Consider the following 15,904-nt stretch of genomic DNA (forward strand, 5'->3'; position numbering starts at 1 on the left):
ATCACGGCCGCGGCTCTATCGCAAGAGGTCCGCGGCATGCACAGCGGCAGGCAGGATGGCCGCCGCGATCCCGAGTCCCACGACCAGGACGACAACCACGAAGCGGACGAGGTCACGCCCCAGCGTTCGCCCGCGGCCGCAGCGGGCTCTGGTGAGCCCGACGTCGCCGAGGCCGGATCGGGTCATCGCCATCGCGCCGCCGATCCGAGGCCTTCGGCGCTCTGCCCGCACCACTGCGTCCCTAAGCCCACAGGCGCCGTCACTGCGCTCCGAGGGCTGATCCCGCCAGCCATCCCACGCCTCCCTCATTCCAATGTGGGAACTTCGCGACAATTTGAGCGAACAGGCGCCGGACACGCGCGATAACGCATATCCCAGCCACCCCGACTAGCTGTGGACTGTGCCCGGCGCCCGCAGCGGCCCGTCTCCCCTGACCGCCATGACGAATATGGCCGACCCGATCCGGATCCATCGCCACCCATCCCGGGTGGTTTGTCCCGCCGTTGAGCGAAGGAGCGGCCGAGCCGACGAACACCTGTGTCACCCGCATCGGGTGACACAGGAAAAATTCGACCTGCCGCCCCCGTTTCCGCGCACCACACGGGCTGCTCTAAATCCCGTTCCACGATCACGAGAGACGAAGATCACAAATCGCCAGTATCCCCATCGACGCAGGTGACGGGGGCGGCGGCGGGCGTTCCCAGTTTTCGCACCTAACGGCGTTCCGCTCAGGTTCCCGGGTCTAGCTGGCCCTTCCCCGGTGCTCACTCATTTCGCCCGCAGAAGGTGAGGTTCGCACCCGTCGTGCGCCGATGTACTCAGCCGTGCCGACCGCTACCCGCCATCATGCGCGGTTGAAAGGCGAATCCGCCGAGTAGAAACCGTCCGAGCACCTGATAGGAGCGCGATCGAATGCAGGACGACAACGCAGTCCGGAGCCAGCTCGTGCGGGCACCGAGCACCCACGCCTCGGTTCTGCCCACGAAAATCCGCGTCCCGGACGTGCAGCCGGTGCGGCCATGGCGGGACCGCATCGCGGCGATCCTGGACCGAGCGGTCGATGACCTCGCTGTGGCCGGATCGGTGATCGTCATCGATGGACCCCCGGGCGCAGGCAAGACAACCGCGGCGGCGAGTTGGGCGAACGATGCGATGGAGCGGGGTGATGACGTCCGCTGGGCAACGCTGGACCAGCGGGACAACGACACGTGCACCCTGTGGACGACGGTCGAGGCCGCGTTGCGCCTCACAGGACGGGACGGGGAGCAGGACGACCGGACGGCGTCGTTGCCGTCGTTGTCGTCAGTCCTAGCAGCTCTCCATCGTCCTACCGTCCTCATCCTCGACGATGTGCATGAACTGCGGTCACCCGCGGTCCAAGACGACTTCGTGCGGTTCGTGCGCACCGTTCCCGACACACTGCGACTGGTCCTGGTCGGCCGACGACCTGGCCTTCGGCTGTCCCGTCTGCGATTGGAAGGCCGCGTCCTGGAGATAGCGGGCGACGTCCTCGCGTTCGACCAGGACGAGGCCGAGTCGCTGCTCGACCAGCACGGCCTGCGACTTCCTCCCGAGGGTCTCGCGGAGTTGATGGCCCACACCCGCGGGTGGGCCGCCGGACTGCGGATGGCGGCGCTCTGGCTGGCCGATGATCCCACTCGCGCGACCACGATCGCCGCGTTTCCCACCGGGGCCCCGCTCGTGGCCGAATACCTCAACGAGGAGGTGCTCGCCGACCAGTCCCCCCGAGCCCGACACGTCCTCATGGCCACCAGCATCTGCGACACCGTGCACCCGCGCCTGGCCACCGAACTGTCAGGACAGCGGAATGTCGACGTCCTTCTGCACCAGTTGGCAGGAGAGAACAACCTGATCACCCGATCCGGTCCCGGTGGACAGACGTACCATTACCACCCGCTGCTACGCAGCCACCTCCGCAGCGAACTCGCCAGGACCAGGCCGGGCGCCCCGGATCATCTGCACCGGGTGGCGGCGCGCTGGTTTCGCGCCGAGGGCGACACCGGCGCCGCGCTGCGACACGCGCGGCAGGCGCGGGACAGCAAACTCACCGTGGACCTCATCGCGTCCCACGGTGTCCAGGAGATCCTCAACGGCAACTCCGACGTCGTACGCGAGGCGATCGACTGCCTTCCTGACGGGAGGGTCGACAGGCACGCGTCGGTGGTGGCGGCCCTGGCCGCGTTGGACGCCCGTGACGCGGCCGCGGCCGACGTCCACCTCACCCGGCTCATGACCGAGCGCCGAGCGCCGCTGTCCCGGCGAACCCGGCTTCTGCTCGACGCCGCTCTGCTCCAGCGCACCCACCTCGGGCCAAGTGTGCGGCTGCCCCGGCACGAGCGCCCACTGTCCAGTGGTGACGAGGCGACCGACGTTCTCCTCCTGCTGGCTGCCGGAACCACTCGATTGTGGTCCGGGGACCCGCAGGGCGCGGAGACCGAGTTGAGCCGGGCGGCGGAGTTGACGGACAGACCGCACTACGGGTGGGCGCACCTGCAGGCCATGTCCCACTTGTCTGTCGCCTTCGCGCTTACTGGGAACGTTGTCGGACTGGCCGACCGCGCGCGGCGCGCGCTGCGGTTCGCCGCCGAGCACGGGTGGGACCGCACCTGGCCGTGCGCCGCGCCGTATGCCGCGCTCGCCGCTCTCAGTTACCACCAGGGCGACGGTGTCCGGGCCGGGGACCTGATCGCCATGGCCGCGGAACTCCTGCCCCAGGAATCGGAGCCGCCGGTCGCCCTTGCCGTGCTGTGCATACGGGCCTTCATCGAATTCGACGTGGCCGCGGAACCGCACGGGGTCGTCGGCATCGCGACCGGCCAGTGGCACGCGCTGTCAGGACGACACAGGTGTCCTCAGGTCGTCGCCGTCCTGGCACCGACCCTGGCCCGGATGTCGCTGCAGGTGGAAGAGCCCGCCTGGGCCGAAGCGCTCGCCGACGACGTGCGCGGAACCCTCGACCAGCACGCGGAGCTCTCCCTGCTCCAGGCCGCCATCCACGCCCACCACGGCCGTTCCGCGCGGGCACGGCGCTGTCTCGCCCCCGTCCTCGCGGGTGACCTGGCCCCGCTGACCCCACTGGCCCTGGTCGAGAGCTGGGTGCTGGAGGCCGCATTGGCCGATCGCGCGGGCGACGCCCACCGCGCGCACCAGGCCGTGTCCTCGGCTCTCCATGCCGCCGAACCGCTTGGCGTGACCCGCCTGTTCCGACCCGTGCGCGATGTCCTCGCCCAGGGCGTGGGCCGCTTCGGTCGCGCCGACCGCTTCGGGCACACCGTGCTGTCATCCCTTCCCGCGCAGAAGGCCATACCCGACCCCCTGACCAGCCGGGAGCGCGACCTCCTGGTCGAACTCCCGTCCATGCGCACGGTCGAGGAGATCGCCGAGTCGATGTACCTTTCGGCCAACACGGTCAAGACCCACCTGCGCAGCATCTACCGCAAGCTGGGGGTGCGACAGCGCCGCGACGCGGTCACCACCGCCCGACAGCTCGGCCTGCTGTGAAGACGCCTTCCCCGCCTCGGCTCCGACGACCGTCGTCGGGCGGACTGTCGATCGCGCGACGCTCCAGGAATCGGGCGGACTAGCCGTCGGCGATAAGCCGAATCAGATCGACGGTGCGGTTGGCGTATCCCCATTCGTTGTCATACCAGCCGAACACCTTGACCAGGTGGCCGCGAGCACGGGTGAGCGGGCCGTCGATCACGCACGAGGCCGGGTCTCCCACGATGTCACGGGAGACGATAGGGGCAGTGGAATAGCGCAGCACGTTTCGGAGCTGGTGCTCCGCCGCTTCGGCGAAGGCGGCGTTGACCTCGTCGGCGGCCACCGAGCGGGACAGCTCGACCGTCAGGTCGGTCAGCGAGCCGTCCTCCACCGGCACGCGGACGGCGACTCCGTCGAGCCTGCCCCGCAGTTCGGGAAGGACCTCGCCGACCGCGGCCGCGGCCCCGGTGGTGGTGGGGATGATGTTCACCGCGGCCGAACGCGCCCGCCGCGCGTCCTTGTGTGGTCCGTCGAGCAGGTTCTGGTCGTTGGTGTAGCTGTGGACCGTGGTCATGAGAGCGTGCTCAACCCCGAAAGCCGTGTGGAGCACGCGCACCATCGGCGCCAGGCAGTTGGTCGTGCACGAGGCGTTGGATATGACGCGGTGACGCACTGGATCGAAGGTGTGGTCATTCACCCCGAGCACGATCGTCGCGTCCACTCCCCTGCCGGGCGCGGTGATCAGCACCCGGTCCGCACCAGCGCGCAGGTGCGCGGCCGCGGCGTCGCGGGTGCGGAACCGCCCGGTCGCCTCGACGACGAGGTCGACGCCCAGTTCGCGCCACGGCAGCTGTTCCGGGTCCGGCAGCGCGGTCACCCGCAGAGTCGTGTCGGCGAAGGACATCCAGTCCGTGCCGGACTCGATACGCGGCCCCCATGGACCGTAGGTCGAGTCGTGGCGCAGCAGATGCGCGAGGGTTTCCGGCGTGGCCAGGTCGTTGACGGCGACGATGTCGATGTCCTCGGCACGGTCTGCCACGGCCCGCAGAACGGCTCGACCCATCCTGCCGAATCCATTGACGGCGATCCTCATGACCGCTCCCTTCGTGTCGATCTGGTCACTGGTGACCGGTGAGGTCCCGCCGCCGCAGCCCGGCGGCCCCGGCCGCGACCAACGCCGCGGCGACGCCTGCCAATGCGAACAAGGACAGCCACTGCGCGTCCGCGCCAGGCAGAGCGGGGACGTGGGTGAACGGGGAGATCCCGAGCACCGCGCCGTCCAGGCCGAGCAACGGCCCGACCTCCCCGATCAGGAGTGCGGCGATCAGGTAGGCCCAGGCCGCACCGCTCGCGCGCGGGAACACGCCGTACCCGACGGCGGCCACGCCGACGAGCACCCAAGCGGCCGGGACACGCGCCAGAGCAGCCCCCATCACCCTTGCGAACTGGTCCGCATCGCCCAGCCGCAGCGCGTGCACGGCGCCCGCCGCCACCCCCGCGGCCACCAGCACGAGGGCCGAGCCCACCAGGGCGACGGCGATATGACCGAGCAGCCACCGGGTCCGGCCGACGGGCCCCGCGAGGACGAGGGCGGCTCGCCCCGCGTCCTCCTCGGCGTGCGCACGCCCCACCGCTTGGACGCCGTGCGCCGCGGCGAGCACGCCCAGCACCCCCAGCATCGCGGCGAGCACGGAGTCCGAGAGCGATCCCGCGTTCCCGAGCTTGTCGAACAGCTCACGCGCCTGCTCGCTGGACAACATGTCCCCCGCGCTGCCCGCGACGGCGCCGACCAGCAACCCGTAGGCCGTGAACCCGGCCGTCCATCCGGCCAGCGCTCCCCGATGCGACCGCCACGCCAGCGACAGGGGACCGCGCAGGCCGAGCCCGGGCGACACCGGTCCAGCACGCTCGGGGACCAGACCCGCACCGAGGTCACGTCGGGCGGCCAGTGCGTACGCCGCGGCGACGGCCGCGACCGCGAACGTGAGGGGCAGCAGACCGGCCCACCACCGGTCGCCCGCGAAGGGCCGCACAGCCTGCGCCCATCCGATCGGGGACAGCCACGACAACCACTGCTCCCCCATAGCGTCGCCGATCCCACGCAGCGCGTAGGTCAGCGCGAGCGTCCCGAACGCCAGCCCGGCCGCGCCACGGGCGCTAGCGACGGCTTGGGCGGCCACCGCGGCGACCGCCGCGAACGCGACTCCGACGCCTGCCCATGCCAGACCGAACGCGAAGCACCCGCTCAGGGGCAGGCCGGACGCGGCGAGCGCCAGCGCGCTGGCCAGTCCGAGCAGGAGGCTCCCGCCGACCACGACCACCATGGCCGCGGTCAGCTGGGCGCTGCGCCCGACCGGTCCCGCGACCAGCAGCTCGGCGCGTCCGGCCTCCTCCTCGCCCCGGGTGTGCCGCACGACCAGGAACACGGCCAGCGCCGCCACGAGCACCGCTCCGCTCGCCAGCGCCTTCAGCATCGCCAGGGCACCGACCGACGACGGATCGTGGACGCGCCCGTACAGGGCCACCATCGCCGGGGTGTCATTCAGCGCGGACACCGCCTTCGCCACCGACTCGGCGGTGGGATAGAGATCGGTTGTGGCGACCGCGGATGTCACGGCCAGCGCGACGAGTGCCAGCAGCCATGCCGGGAGCAGGATCCGGTCCCGACGCAGCGCGAGGCGGACGAGCGCGCCCGTGCCAGCCAGCTCCCTCATACCCGCACCTCGTCACGGTAGTGTTCGAGGAACAGGTCGTTCAGGCTGGGCGGCCTGCACTGCAGGTCTCGGACTCCGAGGTCGGCCAAGGCGCGCAGCGCCCGGTCCAGCCCGTCGGGGTCGACGCGCAGGCGCACCCTGCCGCCCTCGACCCGCAGATCGTGCACGCCCGGCAGCGCCGCCAACGCGCCGGGCGCCCCGGTCACTTCCGCATCCACCGCGATCCGCCGCAGACGGCGCAACTCGGTGAGCGTGCCGCACTCCACCACCCGGCCCGCGCGCACGATGCTCACCCGGTGGCAGACCGTCTCGACCTCGGCCAGCTCGTGGCTGGCGAGCAGCACCGACCGTCCCTCGCCGACCGCGGCGGCGACGCAGTCGGCGAACACCGCCTGCATGACCGGATCGAGGCCCGCTGTGGGCTCGTCGAGCACGAGCAGGTCGGCTTCGGCGGCCAACGCCGCGACCAGCGCCACTTTGCGTCGGTTGCCGTTGGAGTACGTCCGGCATCGGCGTGAGGGATCCAGCTCGAAGCGATCCACCAGGTCCGCGACGCGGTCTTGGCGGCGCATGCCCCGCAACCTGCCGAGAAGCCCGATCACCTCGCCACCGGTCAGGTTCGGCCACAGCGTGACGTCACCGGGCACATAGGCCGTTCGCCGGTGCACGCGCACCGCGTCGCGCCACGGGTCACCGCCGAGCACGCTGACGCGTCCTCCATCGGCGCGCACCAGCCCCAGCAGCACACGCAGCGCGGTGGTCTTGCCCGCCCCGTTCGGGCCGAGCAGGCCATGGGCCTCACCCGCGCGCACGGTGAGATCCAGTCCGTCGAGGGCTCGTACCCGCCCGAAGGACTTGCGCAGGCCCAAAGCCGCCACCGGGTCCCGACTGCTCATCTCCCCAGCCTCGCTCGGCGGTCGGCGTACTCCTCAGCGTCGATCTCGCCGCGGGCGAAGCGCTCGTCCAAAATTCTCCGAGCGCTGGAGCCCGTGCCGAAGTGCCGGATGAGCACGGCCGTCATGACCGCCACCACAACCAGGACCACCGTCATCGCGGCCACGGCGAGATAACCGCCCGCCCAGCCCATACCCGCGGGATGCCAGCCGTACATGGCCCCTCCTCGTCGACTCGGATCAATGACCACAGCGTGTTGTCCCGACCGATCGCGGCCTAGGGACCAAGGCACCGGTTCGCCCAAGGCCAACGGCATGTGCGGCCAGCGCGCGCTGTGGCAGGTTCCGCGGTACCGGAAGGGACATCTCACCCGCCGCGGATGGTTACCGCCCCGGCGGCAATCAGCAGAATCGGTGATGGCGGCCACGATGCCCCCGGGTCGCCCCACAGGTGCCGGGGCGCGGTCAGGCCCCGCAGGCTCGGCACACCCGGCGGGCCAGGCCGCCCCGGCGCCGCAGGCCGATCGATCTCCCAAGGGCACAAGGTCCTCCGCTGACGGGCCTCGCGCACCTGGGCACGCCATGCGATCGCGTGCACGTTCGGTACAGCAGAGCCGACAGGAGGACCTAATGACCACCAGGACAGTCCTGTTCGAACAGGCCGGGCAAGCCGCGCGCCGATGGGTGCGTGAGATCTCGCATGGATTCCCCACCGATGACGAGCACTTCGTCTTCCGAGTTCTGCGGACATGGCTGCACATCGTCCGCGACCAGTTGACCGTGCCCGCGGCGGCGCACCTGGCCGCTCAGCTGCCAGACCTGCTGCGGGGCACCTACTACGAGGGCTGGAACCCGAGCCGCGTCCCGCACCGGGCGGACGTCGCGGCGTTCGTCGACCGCTTCGCCCAGGATGCGGGCATCTCGCCCAAGGACGTGCCCACCGCCGCCCGCGTGGTCACCACGAGGATGGACCGCCTGATGAGCGCGGGGCAGATCGCCAAGGTGCTGGCCCAACTCCCCCGCGACGTCCGCGCCGTCCTCGACCCCGCGGCCCGGATCGAGACCGAGGTGATCTGAGCGGACTCCGCAGCCAGCGAGCGTGCGGGATTTCCCAACGCGCCGGCCGAGCACCGCTCGCGGCGCCGGATCCGACGGGAGTTCGAGATGGTGACCGCAGGTCGTCGAGGGCGTCACCGGACGCAGGCACGGGCCCTCCTGGCCGTAATGGTCCCGGCACTGCTCGCCTTGACGCCCCTTCCAGCGCGGTCCGCGGACCCGGTGGGGGCGCCCACAGTGCCCGAACCCCCGGCAGGCGAAGCGCTGCTGGGCGGTTCGGGCACGGAGCCCGCCGACGGGATCACGCTGCCACCGTCGGAGCCGGAGGAGTTGAGCGCGCCCCTCGCCCGGGCCTCGGCCCGGCCACCGCTCGGCGTCTACACCAGAGCCGACTACACGCCACGCCGACTCACCTGGTCAGAACTGCCGTACAACTCGCCGACGCCCTACGGCTGGGACCGCGGTGTCCCCCGGGACTCCGCCGGAGTGCGGATGCACGCCATCGACGGCGTCCTCTACGACCACCCGGTGGCCCAAGCCCAGGACGGGCTGATGGCTCTCAGCGACCACCGGCTCACCGGCGAGGCGCGCTACCTGCAGCGTGCCCTCGCAGATGCCCAGCGGCTCGTCGAGCGACGCGTGCTGTCCGACGGCGGTTGGTATCACCCCTACCCGTTCGACTTCTCACTCCACGGCTTGCCCGGCGCGACGATGCGGGCGCCCTGGTTCAGCGGCATGGCGCAAGGGCAGGCCCTCAGCCTGTTCACCCGGCTGCACCAGGTCACCGGCGAGCAGTGGTGGCGGGACGCGGCAGAGGCAACGTTCACCAGCTTCCGCAACGCGCCTGCCCAAGGCCTGCCCTCCGTCGTCGACATCGACTCGGCGGGCTACCTGTGGCTGGAGGAGTACCCACGCTGGCCCACGGCCGATTCCGACCGCACGCTCAACGGCCACGTCTTCGCCGCGTTCGGCCTGTACGACTACCACCAGCTCACGGGCGATCCGCTCGCCCGGGACCTGTGGAACGGCAGCCTGGCCCACACCCGCCACTACCTGGTCAACGGCTTCCGCGTGCCGGACTACATCAGCCGGTACTGTCTGGCTCACCCCACCGTGCAGTCCCCCCGCTACCACCAGATCCACTGGACTCAGATGCTCACCCTGCACGCCAGCACCGGCGACGCCCTGTGGAGCCGCTACGCCGACCTCCTTCGATCGGACTACCCACCACCGGCTCTCACCGGCACCGTCCAATTCAGACCAGGCACGCACACCGGCTACAAGTACGCCACGAACGGCGCCGTCACGGCCACCAGGACAATCACCTTGAGCAGGCAGTCCAGCGCTCCCACCAACGCGCGCCAGCGCATCCGGGGCCGCGGCATCGTCCTGGCCATCACCGCAGGCGCGCTCGCGGGCTACAGCGTCCCCGAGAACTGGCAACGGGCCTGGATCGCAGGCGCCAAGGTGAGCTTGACCTACCCCCTACCGCGCACCGTGTCGATCCCAGCAGGCAGCCGATCCGCCTACCGGTACAGCTCCACCGGGGCCGTGACGTCATCGAAGACCATCACGCCGTCCAGGACGACGAGCGCGCCCTTCAGCACCAGCGCCACGATCAACGGCCGCTGGCACATCCTGGTGAGTGCTGGCTCTCTGGCCGGTTACTGGCTACCCGCCCAGGGCACGACCCTGCATTGAGTCGTGCCGCGCGCGGTTGGCCCAGTCGCCGCCTCGTGCGGCACGATAACCGGTACGACCCTTGGCGCACGCCCTGGTGTCGACCACCTCGGCGTTGGAGGTGCAGGTCCCGTGACGATCGACGAGTTCCTGGACGCTTCCCCGTTCGCCCGCGCTGTCCACGAGCGGCTCCGCACGCTGCTCGACGACCCGTACACGGTCCAGGCCACGAAGAGCCAGCTCGCGTACCGGCGCGCCAGGGGGTTCGCCTATCTGTGGCTGCCCGGCCGCTACCTGCGCAACCCGGGAGCCGAGGTCGTCCTGTCCATCGTCCTCCCCCGCCGGTCGGACTCGGCGCGGTTCAAGGAGGTCGCCCACCCTGCGCCGGGGCTGTGGATCCACCACCTTGAGATCCATGACGTCACTGAGCTCGACGCCGAGGTCGCGGCGTGGCTCCGGGAAGCCGCCGAGGCGTGAGCACGGCCGGACCGACGCAGCTGCTCAACCAGCGCAGCAGGGACAACGTGCCACCTTGAGTACGGAGCCCGCCCCCCGACCAACAGCCCTACGACAGATCATGCTCCGGTGAGCAGGCGGTCGAGGGTGACGAACCGGTATCCCCGGTCGCGCAGGGCGGCGATGGTCGCGGGCAGCGCGTCGGCGTCGAGGGTCGTCCTGTCGTCGGGGTTGGAGCCGATGTGCATCAGGACGATCTCACCCGGCTGGAGGGCGCCGAGCACCCGGTCGGTCACCCGGCTGGCGGTCATGCCACCGCTGGTCCCCTTCCAGCCCAGGGTGTCCACCGTCCACCGGACCGCGGCGTAACCGGTGTCGTTCACCGCGCGGATGGCGCGGGCGTCGCGATCCCCGAAGGGGAAGCGGAACAGCGGCCGAGGGTCCGCTCCGGCACTCCGGATCGCGGTCTCGGCGCGGCGCAGTTCTCCGGTGATGTCCGCGGCGGACAGAGCGGTCATGTGCGGGTGGGTCATCGAGTGGTTGCCGACGCGGTGGCCCGCCGCGGCGATGGACCGCACGCCTGCGGGATTGTCCTTCGCCCAGCTTCCGGTGAGGAAGAAGGTCGCGGGCACGCGCTGGTCGGCCAGGGTCCGCAGGATGGACGGCAGGCCTGCGGAGTCGGCGCCCGCGTCGAAGGTGAGCGCGACGACCTTCGCGGTCGTCGGAATCCGCGTCACGTCCTGGCCGCGCAGGCCCGCGGGAAACGGCGTCGTCGTGGGTGGCCGGGTGGTCGTCATGGGCCGGGTCGTCCGCGTGGGTCGCGCCGTGGTCGGCGTGGTCGTCGGTGTGCTTGTGGGCGGTCGTGTCGACGTCGTGGAACGCGGCGTGCTCGGTGTGGTGGACGTGGTGGTCGTCATGGTGGGCAGGGCGCCATCGGGGTCTTCCCGGTCCCTGGTGGTCAGCACCGCGATCGCCACCACCAACGCCAGCACCAGTCCGGCCGAGCCCGCGACGATCACCTTGTGCTGCCTGAACCAAGCGGCCATCGAAATCACCTTCCTCACGGAGCAGGGTCCATTAGCGATCGATCCGGTGCGCGGGTCGGAAGTCCCGTCCCGATAAGGGCTGATCGCGGAGCCGAGCCCGCCGTTCCCGGCGCGCAGGGTGTCCGCGTGGGTTGGGAGCCGCTCAGGAAACCGGTTCCGTGCCGTCAGGTTGCGGGATCGAGCAGCACGGCGGTCACCGGGCGTCGGGGGGTCGGGGCGATGTCGACGGCCGGGACACCCACCCGCAGGACGGCCTGGGGGAATCCGGGCAGTTCCGCGGCCTCGACCAGCCCGGCTCGGACCTCGGGAAGGTGCAGCGGCTGGGTGATGACGGAGGCCGCGAGGCCCATCGAGGTCGCGGCCAGCCAGGTCTGCTCGAGGGCAACGCCCGCGCGCAGGTGGTCGCCGGGGCCGTCACCCGTGGTGGTCACCACGAAGTGCGCTTCGCCCGAGAACCGCGCGGCCTGCACGACGGGGTCCTGCGCCGCGCCCGCGTCGAGCCCGTCCCATGACCTCGGCTCCGTCCACGCCGACAGCTCGGCCCGGCAGGCCGGGTCCTTCCCGATCAGGTCCACCGCGTGCCGGAGCAGCCGGGCCAGGGCCTCGTCCCGCGCCTGCCCGTCGAGCAGGACGACCGCCGCGCCCGCCACGTCACTCTCCTCCACCAGGCGTGCGGGCTCCGCGGGCGGACTCGCGAACGGGGGGCGATGGCTGCGCCGCGCCCCGATCGCGGCGTACCGGGACATCTCGGCCGCTGTCGGCTCCGACCACGCGCCCGCACGCACCAGCGCCACGACGTCGCGGCGGTCGGGCAGCGGATACTCCCGCCAGGACTCCGCCCATCCGAGCCTGCGCACCGCCACCCGCAGATTCGCCAGCGCCGCCCCGCAGGAGATGAGCCGGTCCCGGCCGGTCGGGTCGTGCGCGGGCGGTCGCCCATCGACCCGCTCGACAAGCAGGACATCGCGCCCACGTGTCTCGAGCGCCCACGGCTGCGAATTGCGCGCCGAAGGAGCGCGGCCGGTGGCCGCGGCCATGACGACCTCTTCCGCGTGCGTCCAATGCCCGCGGCCTCCGCTCCGCGCACTCTCGCGGCGCGCGGGCCGCTCACCACCACGCACAACGACCCCTAGTCGATGCCACGGGGTCTCGTCACGCGCGATGTCCCCGTCCACGTCGCCCATGCCGTTCTCCTTGTTCTCGGTTCGCGCCACTCAGCCTCCGGACCGGGACTACGCCCGGGGAGGGTCGAACGTCCCGGGGCAACGGGACGTCCGATGTCAGCGGATCGTCCGGGGGGCGGTCCTCAGTGGATGACCGCCACCGGGCAGGGCGCGTGCTTCAGCACGGCCTGGCTGGTCGACCCCAGCAGCTGCCCGCGCACGCCGCCCAGACCGCGGGACCCCACCACGAGCAAGCGCGCGCCCAGTGCCAGACCGGTCAGCAGCCGCGCAGGGCGGCCCGCCAGCAGCACCCGGCTGACCGGGACGTCGGGGTGCTTGTCCGGCCAGCCCGCCAGGCACTCGGCGAGCAGGCGGGCGTGCTCGGGCGCCTCGTCCTCCTCCAGCAGCACGTCGGTGCCGCGCAACGGGCGCACCGGGGCCACCATCGCGCCCACGACACCGGTGCCGAGCCGTGCCGCCTCCGCTACCGCGAACTCGATCACGGCGGCCGATGCGGCCGACCCGTCGACCCCGGCCACCACCAGTCCGCGGGACTCCGGCGGGCCGGGCTCGTCGACGACCGGTCGGACCACGACCACCGGGCAGGCCGCGTCGGCGGCGACCCGCAGCGCCGTGGAGCCCAGGAGGGCGCCCGCCGCCCCGCTGTGCGAGCCGACGACCACCAGGTCCGCGTCCTGCCGCAGGAGCGCGTCGGCGGGGCCACCGGGCACTGTCCGGCCCGCGACGGCAGCACCGGGCTCAACCCGCATGGCCAGTTCCACCGCGGCCTCGACCACACCGGGCCCACTGCCCGCGTGCACGATCCGCAGCGGACGCCCCTTGGCCGCGCGCGCCGCCCACTCCACAGCGGCCAGCGCCTGCTCCGAACCGTCCACCCCGACCACGACCGGCCGTCCGGACATGGCGGCCTCCCTCCGTTCGACGTCCACTCGACCATGCCCTGCGGAGAGCCGAGCGGACGCGTGCCAAACGCTCTGAAAGGCGGGACCTTCGTCGCTCATCAGCGCGCCCCACCGCGGCTGATAGTTGCCGAAAACCCGATCGCGGAAGGAATCCCCACCATGTCGAGCACAACCGCGCGCGTCGCCGCCGCCCTCACCGCGGGCGCGCTGGCCCTGGCGGGGTGCGGCGAGGCCGCCCCGCCTGCCGCAGCCCCGACCACGACGACCACGACGACCACGACCACCACCTCAACGGCGGTGTCGACGACACCGACGACGACGAGCAAGCCTGCTCCGCCGCCCACCCCACGCCCGACGACGACCCGGCCGCTTCCGGCGGGCACGGTCCAGACCGCCGCCTACTTCCTGCGCGGCGAGAAGGTCTACCCCGTGCTCCGGACCGCCACCCCGCCCGCGGTCGCCGGTGACGCCGTGCGTGCCCTGCTGGCGGGCCCGACCGCCGCAGAGCGGGCGGCGGGCTACCGGACCGCGGTGCCGTCCGGTGTCGCGCTGCGCGGGCTGACGATCAGGGGCGGCACCGCGACCGTCGACCTGACCGGGGCGTTCGCGAGCGGCGGGGGGTCGGCGTCGATGTTCGCCCGGCTCGCCCAGCTCACCTTCACCCTGACCCGGTTCAGCACCGTCGACCGGGTGGCCCTGTGGCTCGACGGCGTGCCCGTGCGCGTGTTCAGCGGCGAGGGCATCGTCATCGACCACCCGCTCGTCCGGGCCGACTACGAGGACCAGACCCCGGTCGTGCTGCCCGACTCCCCCGTGGCCTACGCCCAGGTCCGCAGCCCGCTGCGGGTGTGGGGCACGGCGAACACCTTCGAGGCCGTCTTCCACCTCGACGTCCGCGACGCGGCGGGCCGCACGCTGACCACCGCGCGCGTCCAGGCCACCTCCGGCACCGGCACCCGCGGCACGTTCGATGTGACGCTGCGCTTCAGCGGCGCCAGGCCGGGCCTCGGCAAGCTGATCGCCTGGTACCACTCGCCGAAGGACGGGTCCCGCGTCGAGGTCGGCGTCACGCCGATCCGACTGGGCTGAGCGCGGGCCGCCCTCGGTGTCCCGTCCGGCGCTCGGGGTCAGGCGGTGGTCAGACCCCGAGCGCCCTCAGCCGCACTCACGGCTCCATTTGGGGGGGCGATCGCCGACCACTCGCTCGCCCACGCCCGGGCTCGCCATCGGTCCAGGATTGCGCCGCACATGACCAGCAGACCCGCCAGGAGCGCGCAGGCCGCGAAAAGCGTGACCACGGCGTCGACGCGCGTGGACTCCACGGCCCTGGCCGCGCTCGCGCTGACGTTGTCGGCGTACACCGCAATCCCATGAGGACGACGACCACCACCACCGTCCACTCCAGTCGATCCGAGGAACGAGGGCGGCAGGCCACCTGCGAAGGGCCGAACGCCATCGGTCGGCGAGGACGTCCGGCGGTGGTCCCGTCCGCGCACGGGACAGCACGCTGGTGCTTTCCCGACCACTGTCGAATACGAGGAGTCCACCATGACCCACCCGGTTGTCCATTTCGAGATCGGCACCAAGGACGGCGAGCGCGCGGGCGCGTTCTACCGCGACCTCTTCGGCTGGCAGCTGGAGCCCGCGGGGCCGGGGTACTCGCTCATCAGCCCCCAGGACGGGGGCATCGGCGGCGGGCTGATGGAGGCCACCGAGGACATCCCGACCTACGTCACGGTCTACGTCCAGGTCGAGGATCTGCGGGCGAGCCTGGACCGGGCGGTGGCGTTGGGCGGTGCGGTCGCCGTGGAGCCCATGCCGATCGAGGGCGTCGGGTCGTTCGCGCTCTTCCAGGACCCGGACGGCAACACGATCGGCTTGATGCAGACGGCAGGCGCGTCTTCCTGACGGTCGGACCGACCCGGCCGGACCCAGTGGGCCTCTTGTCACCCCGATACGGCCGGATCGGTCCCGGTCCGGTCGGCGTGATCACCATCGTCGATCCCGTGCGGCCGTGCCGTGGACCACGGTCCGAGCCGGTGGTGACCTTGGCCGACGGGCGAGTGCGTCGGCGGGGACGACCCGGTGGTGATCGGCCACGCCCGCCATGAACGCGCCTGCGCGGGCCGGGGAAGACACCCCTGGCCCGCGCAGGCGGCCGTCAGACGTCTTTCGCGGCGTCCGGTTCGGCCGTGCCCTGGATCGCGGCGTCGCGGCCCGTGGGCTCGACCGCGATCGTCCAGCGGTTCGCCAAGGCCGCGAGGGCGCCGACGGCGGACACCACGGGGGCGACCACCGCGGCGACGACGCCCGCGGTCACCGGCATCTCGATCACCCGTTTGCCGCTCTTGTCCTTCACCACCAGGTGGCGGCTGTTCCCCTCGCGCACGAGGGTCTTGATCCTGTCGGCCACCTGGCGCCCGTCGACGCGGGCGGACTCCGCTCGGGTCGGTGCTCGGCTCGTCATCC

General features: G+C 71.9%; 16 protein-coding genes and 1 pseudogene. 9 read left to right on the forward strand and 8 right to left on the reverse strand.

What is annotated here, in order from left to right:
* Positions 1 to 912: 912 nt before the first annotated feature.
* Both IEY98_RS33385 and IEY98_RS10990 read left to right on the forward strand, forming a co-directional pair.
* A pseudogene (locus IEY98_RS33385) lies at positions 913 to 1,443 on the forward strand (AAA family ATPase); the annotation flags it as partial.
* 30 nt (positions 1,444 to 1,473) lie between these two features.
* Positions 1,474 to 3,522, forward strand: a complete 2,049-nt coding sequence (locus IEY98_RS10990) for a winged helix-turn-helix domain-containing protein (RefSeq protein ID WP_229786805.1) — start codon at positions 1,474 to 1,476, stop codon at positions 3,520 to 3,522.
* Between the two features lie 79 nt (positions 3,523 to 3,601).
* On the opposite strand, the gene gap is transcribed toward IEY98_RS10990, so the two are convergent.
* From gap to IEY98_RS11010, 4 genes are read right to left on the reverse strand one after another with little or no spacing between them, the layout of a single operon-like run.
* Entirely contained in the window at positions 3,602 to 4,597 is a 996-nt protein-coding gene (gap, locus tag IEY98_RS10995; RefSeq protein ID WP_189210336.1) for a type I glyceraldehyde-3-phosphate dehydrogenase, read from the reverse strand.
* A gap of 25 nt (positions 4,598 to 4,622) precedes the next feature.
* On the reverse strand, positions 4,623 to 6,218 hold the full coding sequence (locus IEY98_RS11000) for an ABC transporter permease (RefSeq protein WP_189210337.1): 1,596 nt from the start codon (positions 6,216 to 6,218) through the stop codon (positions 4,623 to 4,625).
* Positions 6,215 to 7,114, reverse strand: a complete 900-nt coding sequence (locus IEY98_RS11005; protein WP_189210338.1) for an ABC transporter ATP-binding protein — start codon at positions 7,112 to 7,114, stop codon at positions 6,215 to 6,217. Before IEY98_RS11005 ends, IEY98_RS11000 begins: the two co-directional genes overlap by 4 nt.
* A complete protein-coding gene (locus IEY98_RS11010) occupies positions 7,111 to 7,329 on the reverse strand; it encodes an SHOCT domain-containing protein (protein WP_229786806.1) in 219 nt (72 codons plus the stop codon). The genes IEY98_RS11005 and IEY98_RS11010 overlap by 4 nt, the downstream gene beginning before the upstream one ends.
* Positions 7,330 to 7,741: 412 nt before the next feature.
* Between IEY98_RS11010 and IEY98_RS11015 the strand changes: the two genes are divergently transcribed.
* The 3 genes from IEY98_RS11015 to IEY98_RS11025 all read left to right on the forward strand — a co-directional run bounded on the left by IEY98_RS11015 (position 7,742) and on the right by IEY98_RS11025 (position 10,324).
* A complete protein-coding gene (locus IEY98_RS11015; protein ID WP_189210339.1) occupies positions 7,742 to 8,188 on the forward strand; it encodes a DUF2267 domain-containing protein in 447 nt (148 codons plus the stop codon).
* 216 nt (positions 8,189 to 8,404) lie between these two features.
* Positions 8,405 to 9,868, forward strand: coding sequence for a D-glucuronyl C5-epimerase family protein (locus IEY98_RS11020; protein WP_189210340.1), 1,464 nt, complete (start codon positions 8,405 to 8,407; stop codon positions 9,866 to 9,868).
* A gap of 111 nt (positions 9,869 to 9,979) precedes the next feature.
* Positions 9,980 to 10,324, forward strand: coding sequence for a DUF5655 domain-containing protein (locus IEY98_RS11025; protein ID WP_229786807.1), 345 nt, complete (start codon positions 9,980 to 9,982; stop codon positions 10,322 to 10,324).
* Positions 10,325 to 10,422: 98 nt separating this feature from the next.
* Here IEY98_RS11025 and IEY98_RS11030 read toward each other — a convergent pair whose 3' ends face one another.
* On the reverse strand, positions 10,423 to 11,100 hold the full coding sequence (locus IEY98_RS11030; RefSeq protein WP_229786808.1) for a polysaccharide deacetylase family protein: 678 nt from the start codon (positions 11,098 to 11,100) through the stop codon (positions 10,423 to 10,425).
* Between IEY98_RS11030 and IEY98_RS32510 the strand changes: the two genes are divergently transcribed.
* Entirely contained in the window at positions 11,099 to 11,425 is a 327-nt protein-coding gene (locus IEY98_RS32510; RefSeq protein WP_229786809.1) for a hypothetical protein, read from the forward strand. The genes IEY98_RS11030 and IEY98_RS32510 overlap by 2 nt on opposite strands.
* Before the next feature lie 88 nt (positions 11,426 to 11,513).
* On the opposite strand, the gene IEY98_RS11035 is transcribed toward IEY98_RS32510, so the two are convergent.
* Positions 11,514 to 12,386 (reverse strand): nitroreductase family protein, encoded by an 873-nt coding sequence (locus tag IEY98_RS11035; RefSeq protein ID WP_189210342.1) that lies wholly within the window; start codon positions 12,384 to 12,386, stop codon positions 11,514 to 11,516.
* A 269-nt stretch (positions 12,387 to 12,655) separates the two neighbouring features.
* Complete coding sequence (locus IEY98_RS11040) at positions 12,656 to 13,435, reverse strand: universal stress protein (RefSeq protein ID WP_189210343.1); 780 nt, start codon at positions 13,433 to 13,435, stop codon at positions 12,656 to 12,658.
* Positions 13,436 to 13,594: 159 nt separating this feature from the next.
* On the opposite strand from IEY98_RS11040, the gene IEY98_RS11045 reads away from it, so the two are divergent.
* The 3 genes from IEY98_RS11045 to IEY98_RS11050 all read left to right on the forward strand — a co-directional run bounded on the left by IEY98_RS11045 (position 13,595) and on the right by IEY98_RS11050 (position 15,343).
* Positions 13,595 to 14,524, forward strand: a complete 930-nt coding sequence (locus IEY98_RS11045; RefSeq protein ID WP_229786810.1) for a GerMN domain-containing protein — start codon at positions 13,595 to 13,597, stop codon at positions 14,522 to 14,524.
* A 159-nt stretch (positions 14,525 to 14,683) separates the two neighbouring features.
* Entirely contained in the window at positions 14,684 to 14,809 is a 126-nt protein-coding gene (locus tag IEY98_RS33090) for a hypothetical protein (RefSeq protein WP_268244575.1), read from the forward strand.
* Positions 14,810 to 14,983: 174 nt separating this feature from the next.
* Entirely contained in the window at positions 14,984 to 15,343 is a 360-nt protein-coding gene (locus IEY98_RS11050; protein ID WP_189210344.1) for a VOC family protein, read from the forward strand.
* A 253-nt stretch (positions 15,344 to 15,596) separates the two neighbouring features.
* Here the strand turns inward: IEY98_RS11050 and IEY98_RS11055 are convergent, their stop codons facing one another.
* Entirely contained in the window at positions 15,597 to 15,902 is a 306-nt protein-coding gene (locus IEY98_RS11055) for a DUF4342 domain-containing protein (protein WP_189210345.1), read from the reverse strand.
* Positions 15,903 to 15,904: the final 2 nt, after the last annotated feature.

The organism is Actinokineospora fastidiosa (assembly GCF_014648415.1).
Classification (GTDB): domain Bacteria; phylum Actinomycetota; class Actinomycetes; order Mycobacteriales; family Pseudonocardiaceae; genus Actinokineospora; species Actinokineospora fastidiosa.

Excerpts from the sequence above, each read along its gene's own strand:
- IEY98_RS11000 (WP_189210337.1), bottom strand. The coding sequence starts at position 6,218 with ATGAGGGAGCTGGCTGGCACGGGCGCGCTCGTCCGCCTCGCGCTGCGT.
- IEY98_RS11040 (WP_189210343.1), bottom strand. The coding sequence starts at position 13,435 with ATGTCCGGACGGCCGGTCGTGGTCGGGGTGGACGGTTCGGAGCAGGCG.
- IEY98_RS11055 (WP_189210345.1), bottom strand. The coding sequence starts at position 15,902 with ATGACGAGCCGAGCACCGACCCGAGCGGAGTCCGCCCGCGTCGACGGG.
- IEY98_RS11010 (WP_229786806.1), bottom strand. The coding sequence starts at position 7,329 with ATGTACGGCTGGCATCCCGCGGGTATGGGCTGGGCGGGCGGTTATCTC.
- IEY98_RS11005 (WP_189210338.1), bottom strand. The coding sequence starts at position 7,114 with ATGAGCAGTCGGGACCCGGTGGCGGCTTTGGGCCTGCGCAAGTCCTTC.
- IEY98_RS32510 (WP_229786809.1), top strand. The coding sequence starts at position 11,099 with ATGGGCCGGGTCGTCCGCGTGGGTCGCGCCGTGGTCGGCGTGGTCGTC.
- gap (WP_189210336.1), bottom strand. The coding sequence starts at position 4,597 with ATGAGGATCGCCGTCAATGGATTCGGCAGGATGGGTCGAGCCGTTCTG.
- IEY98_RS11050 (WP_189210344.1), top strand. The coding sequence starts at position 14,984 with ATGACCCACCCGGTTGTCCATTTCGAGATCGGCACCAAGGACGGCGAG.
- IEY98_RS11030 (WP_229786808.1), bottom strand. The coding sequence starts at position 11,100 with ATGACGACCACCCGGCCACCCACGACGACGCCGTTTCCCGCGGGCCTG.
- IEY98_RS33090 (WP_268244575.1), top strand. The coding sequence starts at position 14,684 with ATGACCAGCAGACCCGCCAGGAGCGCGCAGGCCGCGAAAAGCGTGACC.
- IEY98_RS11045 (WP_229786810.1), top strand. The coding sequence starts at position 13,595 with ATGTCGAGCACAACCGCGCGCGTCGCCGCCGCCCTCACCGCGGGCGCG.
- IEY98_RS11035 (WP_189210342.1), bottom strand. The coding sequence starts at position 12,386 with ATGGCCGCGGCCACCGGCCGCGCTCCTTCGGCGCGCAATTCGCAGCCG.
- IEY98_RS11015 (WP_189210339.1), top strand. The coding sequence starts at position 7,742 with ATGACCACCAGGACAGTCCTGTTCGAACAGGCCGGGCAAGCCGCGCGC.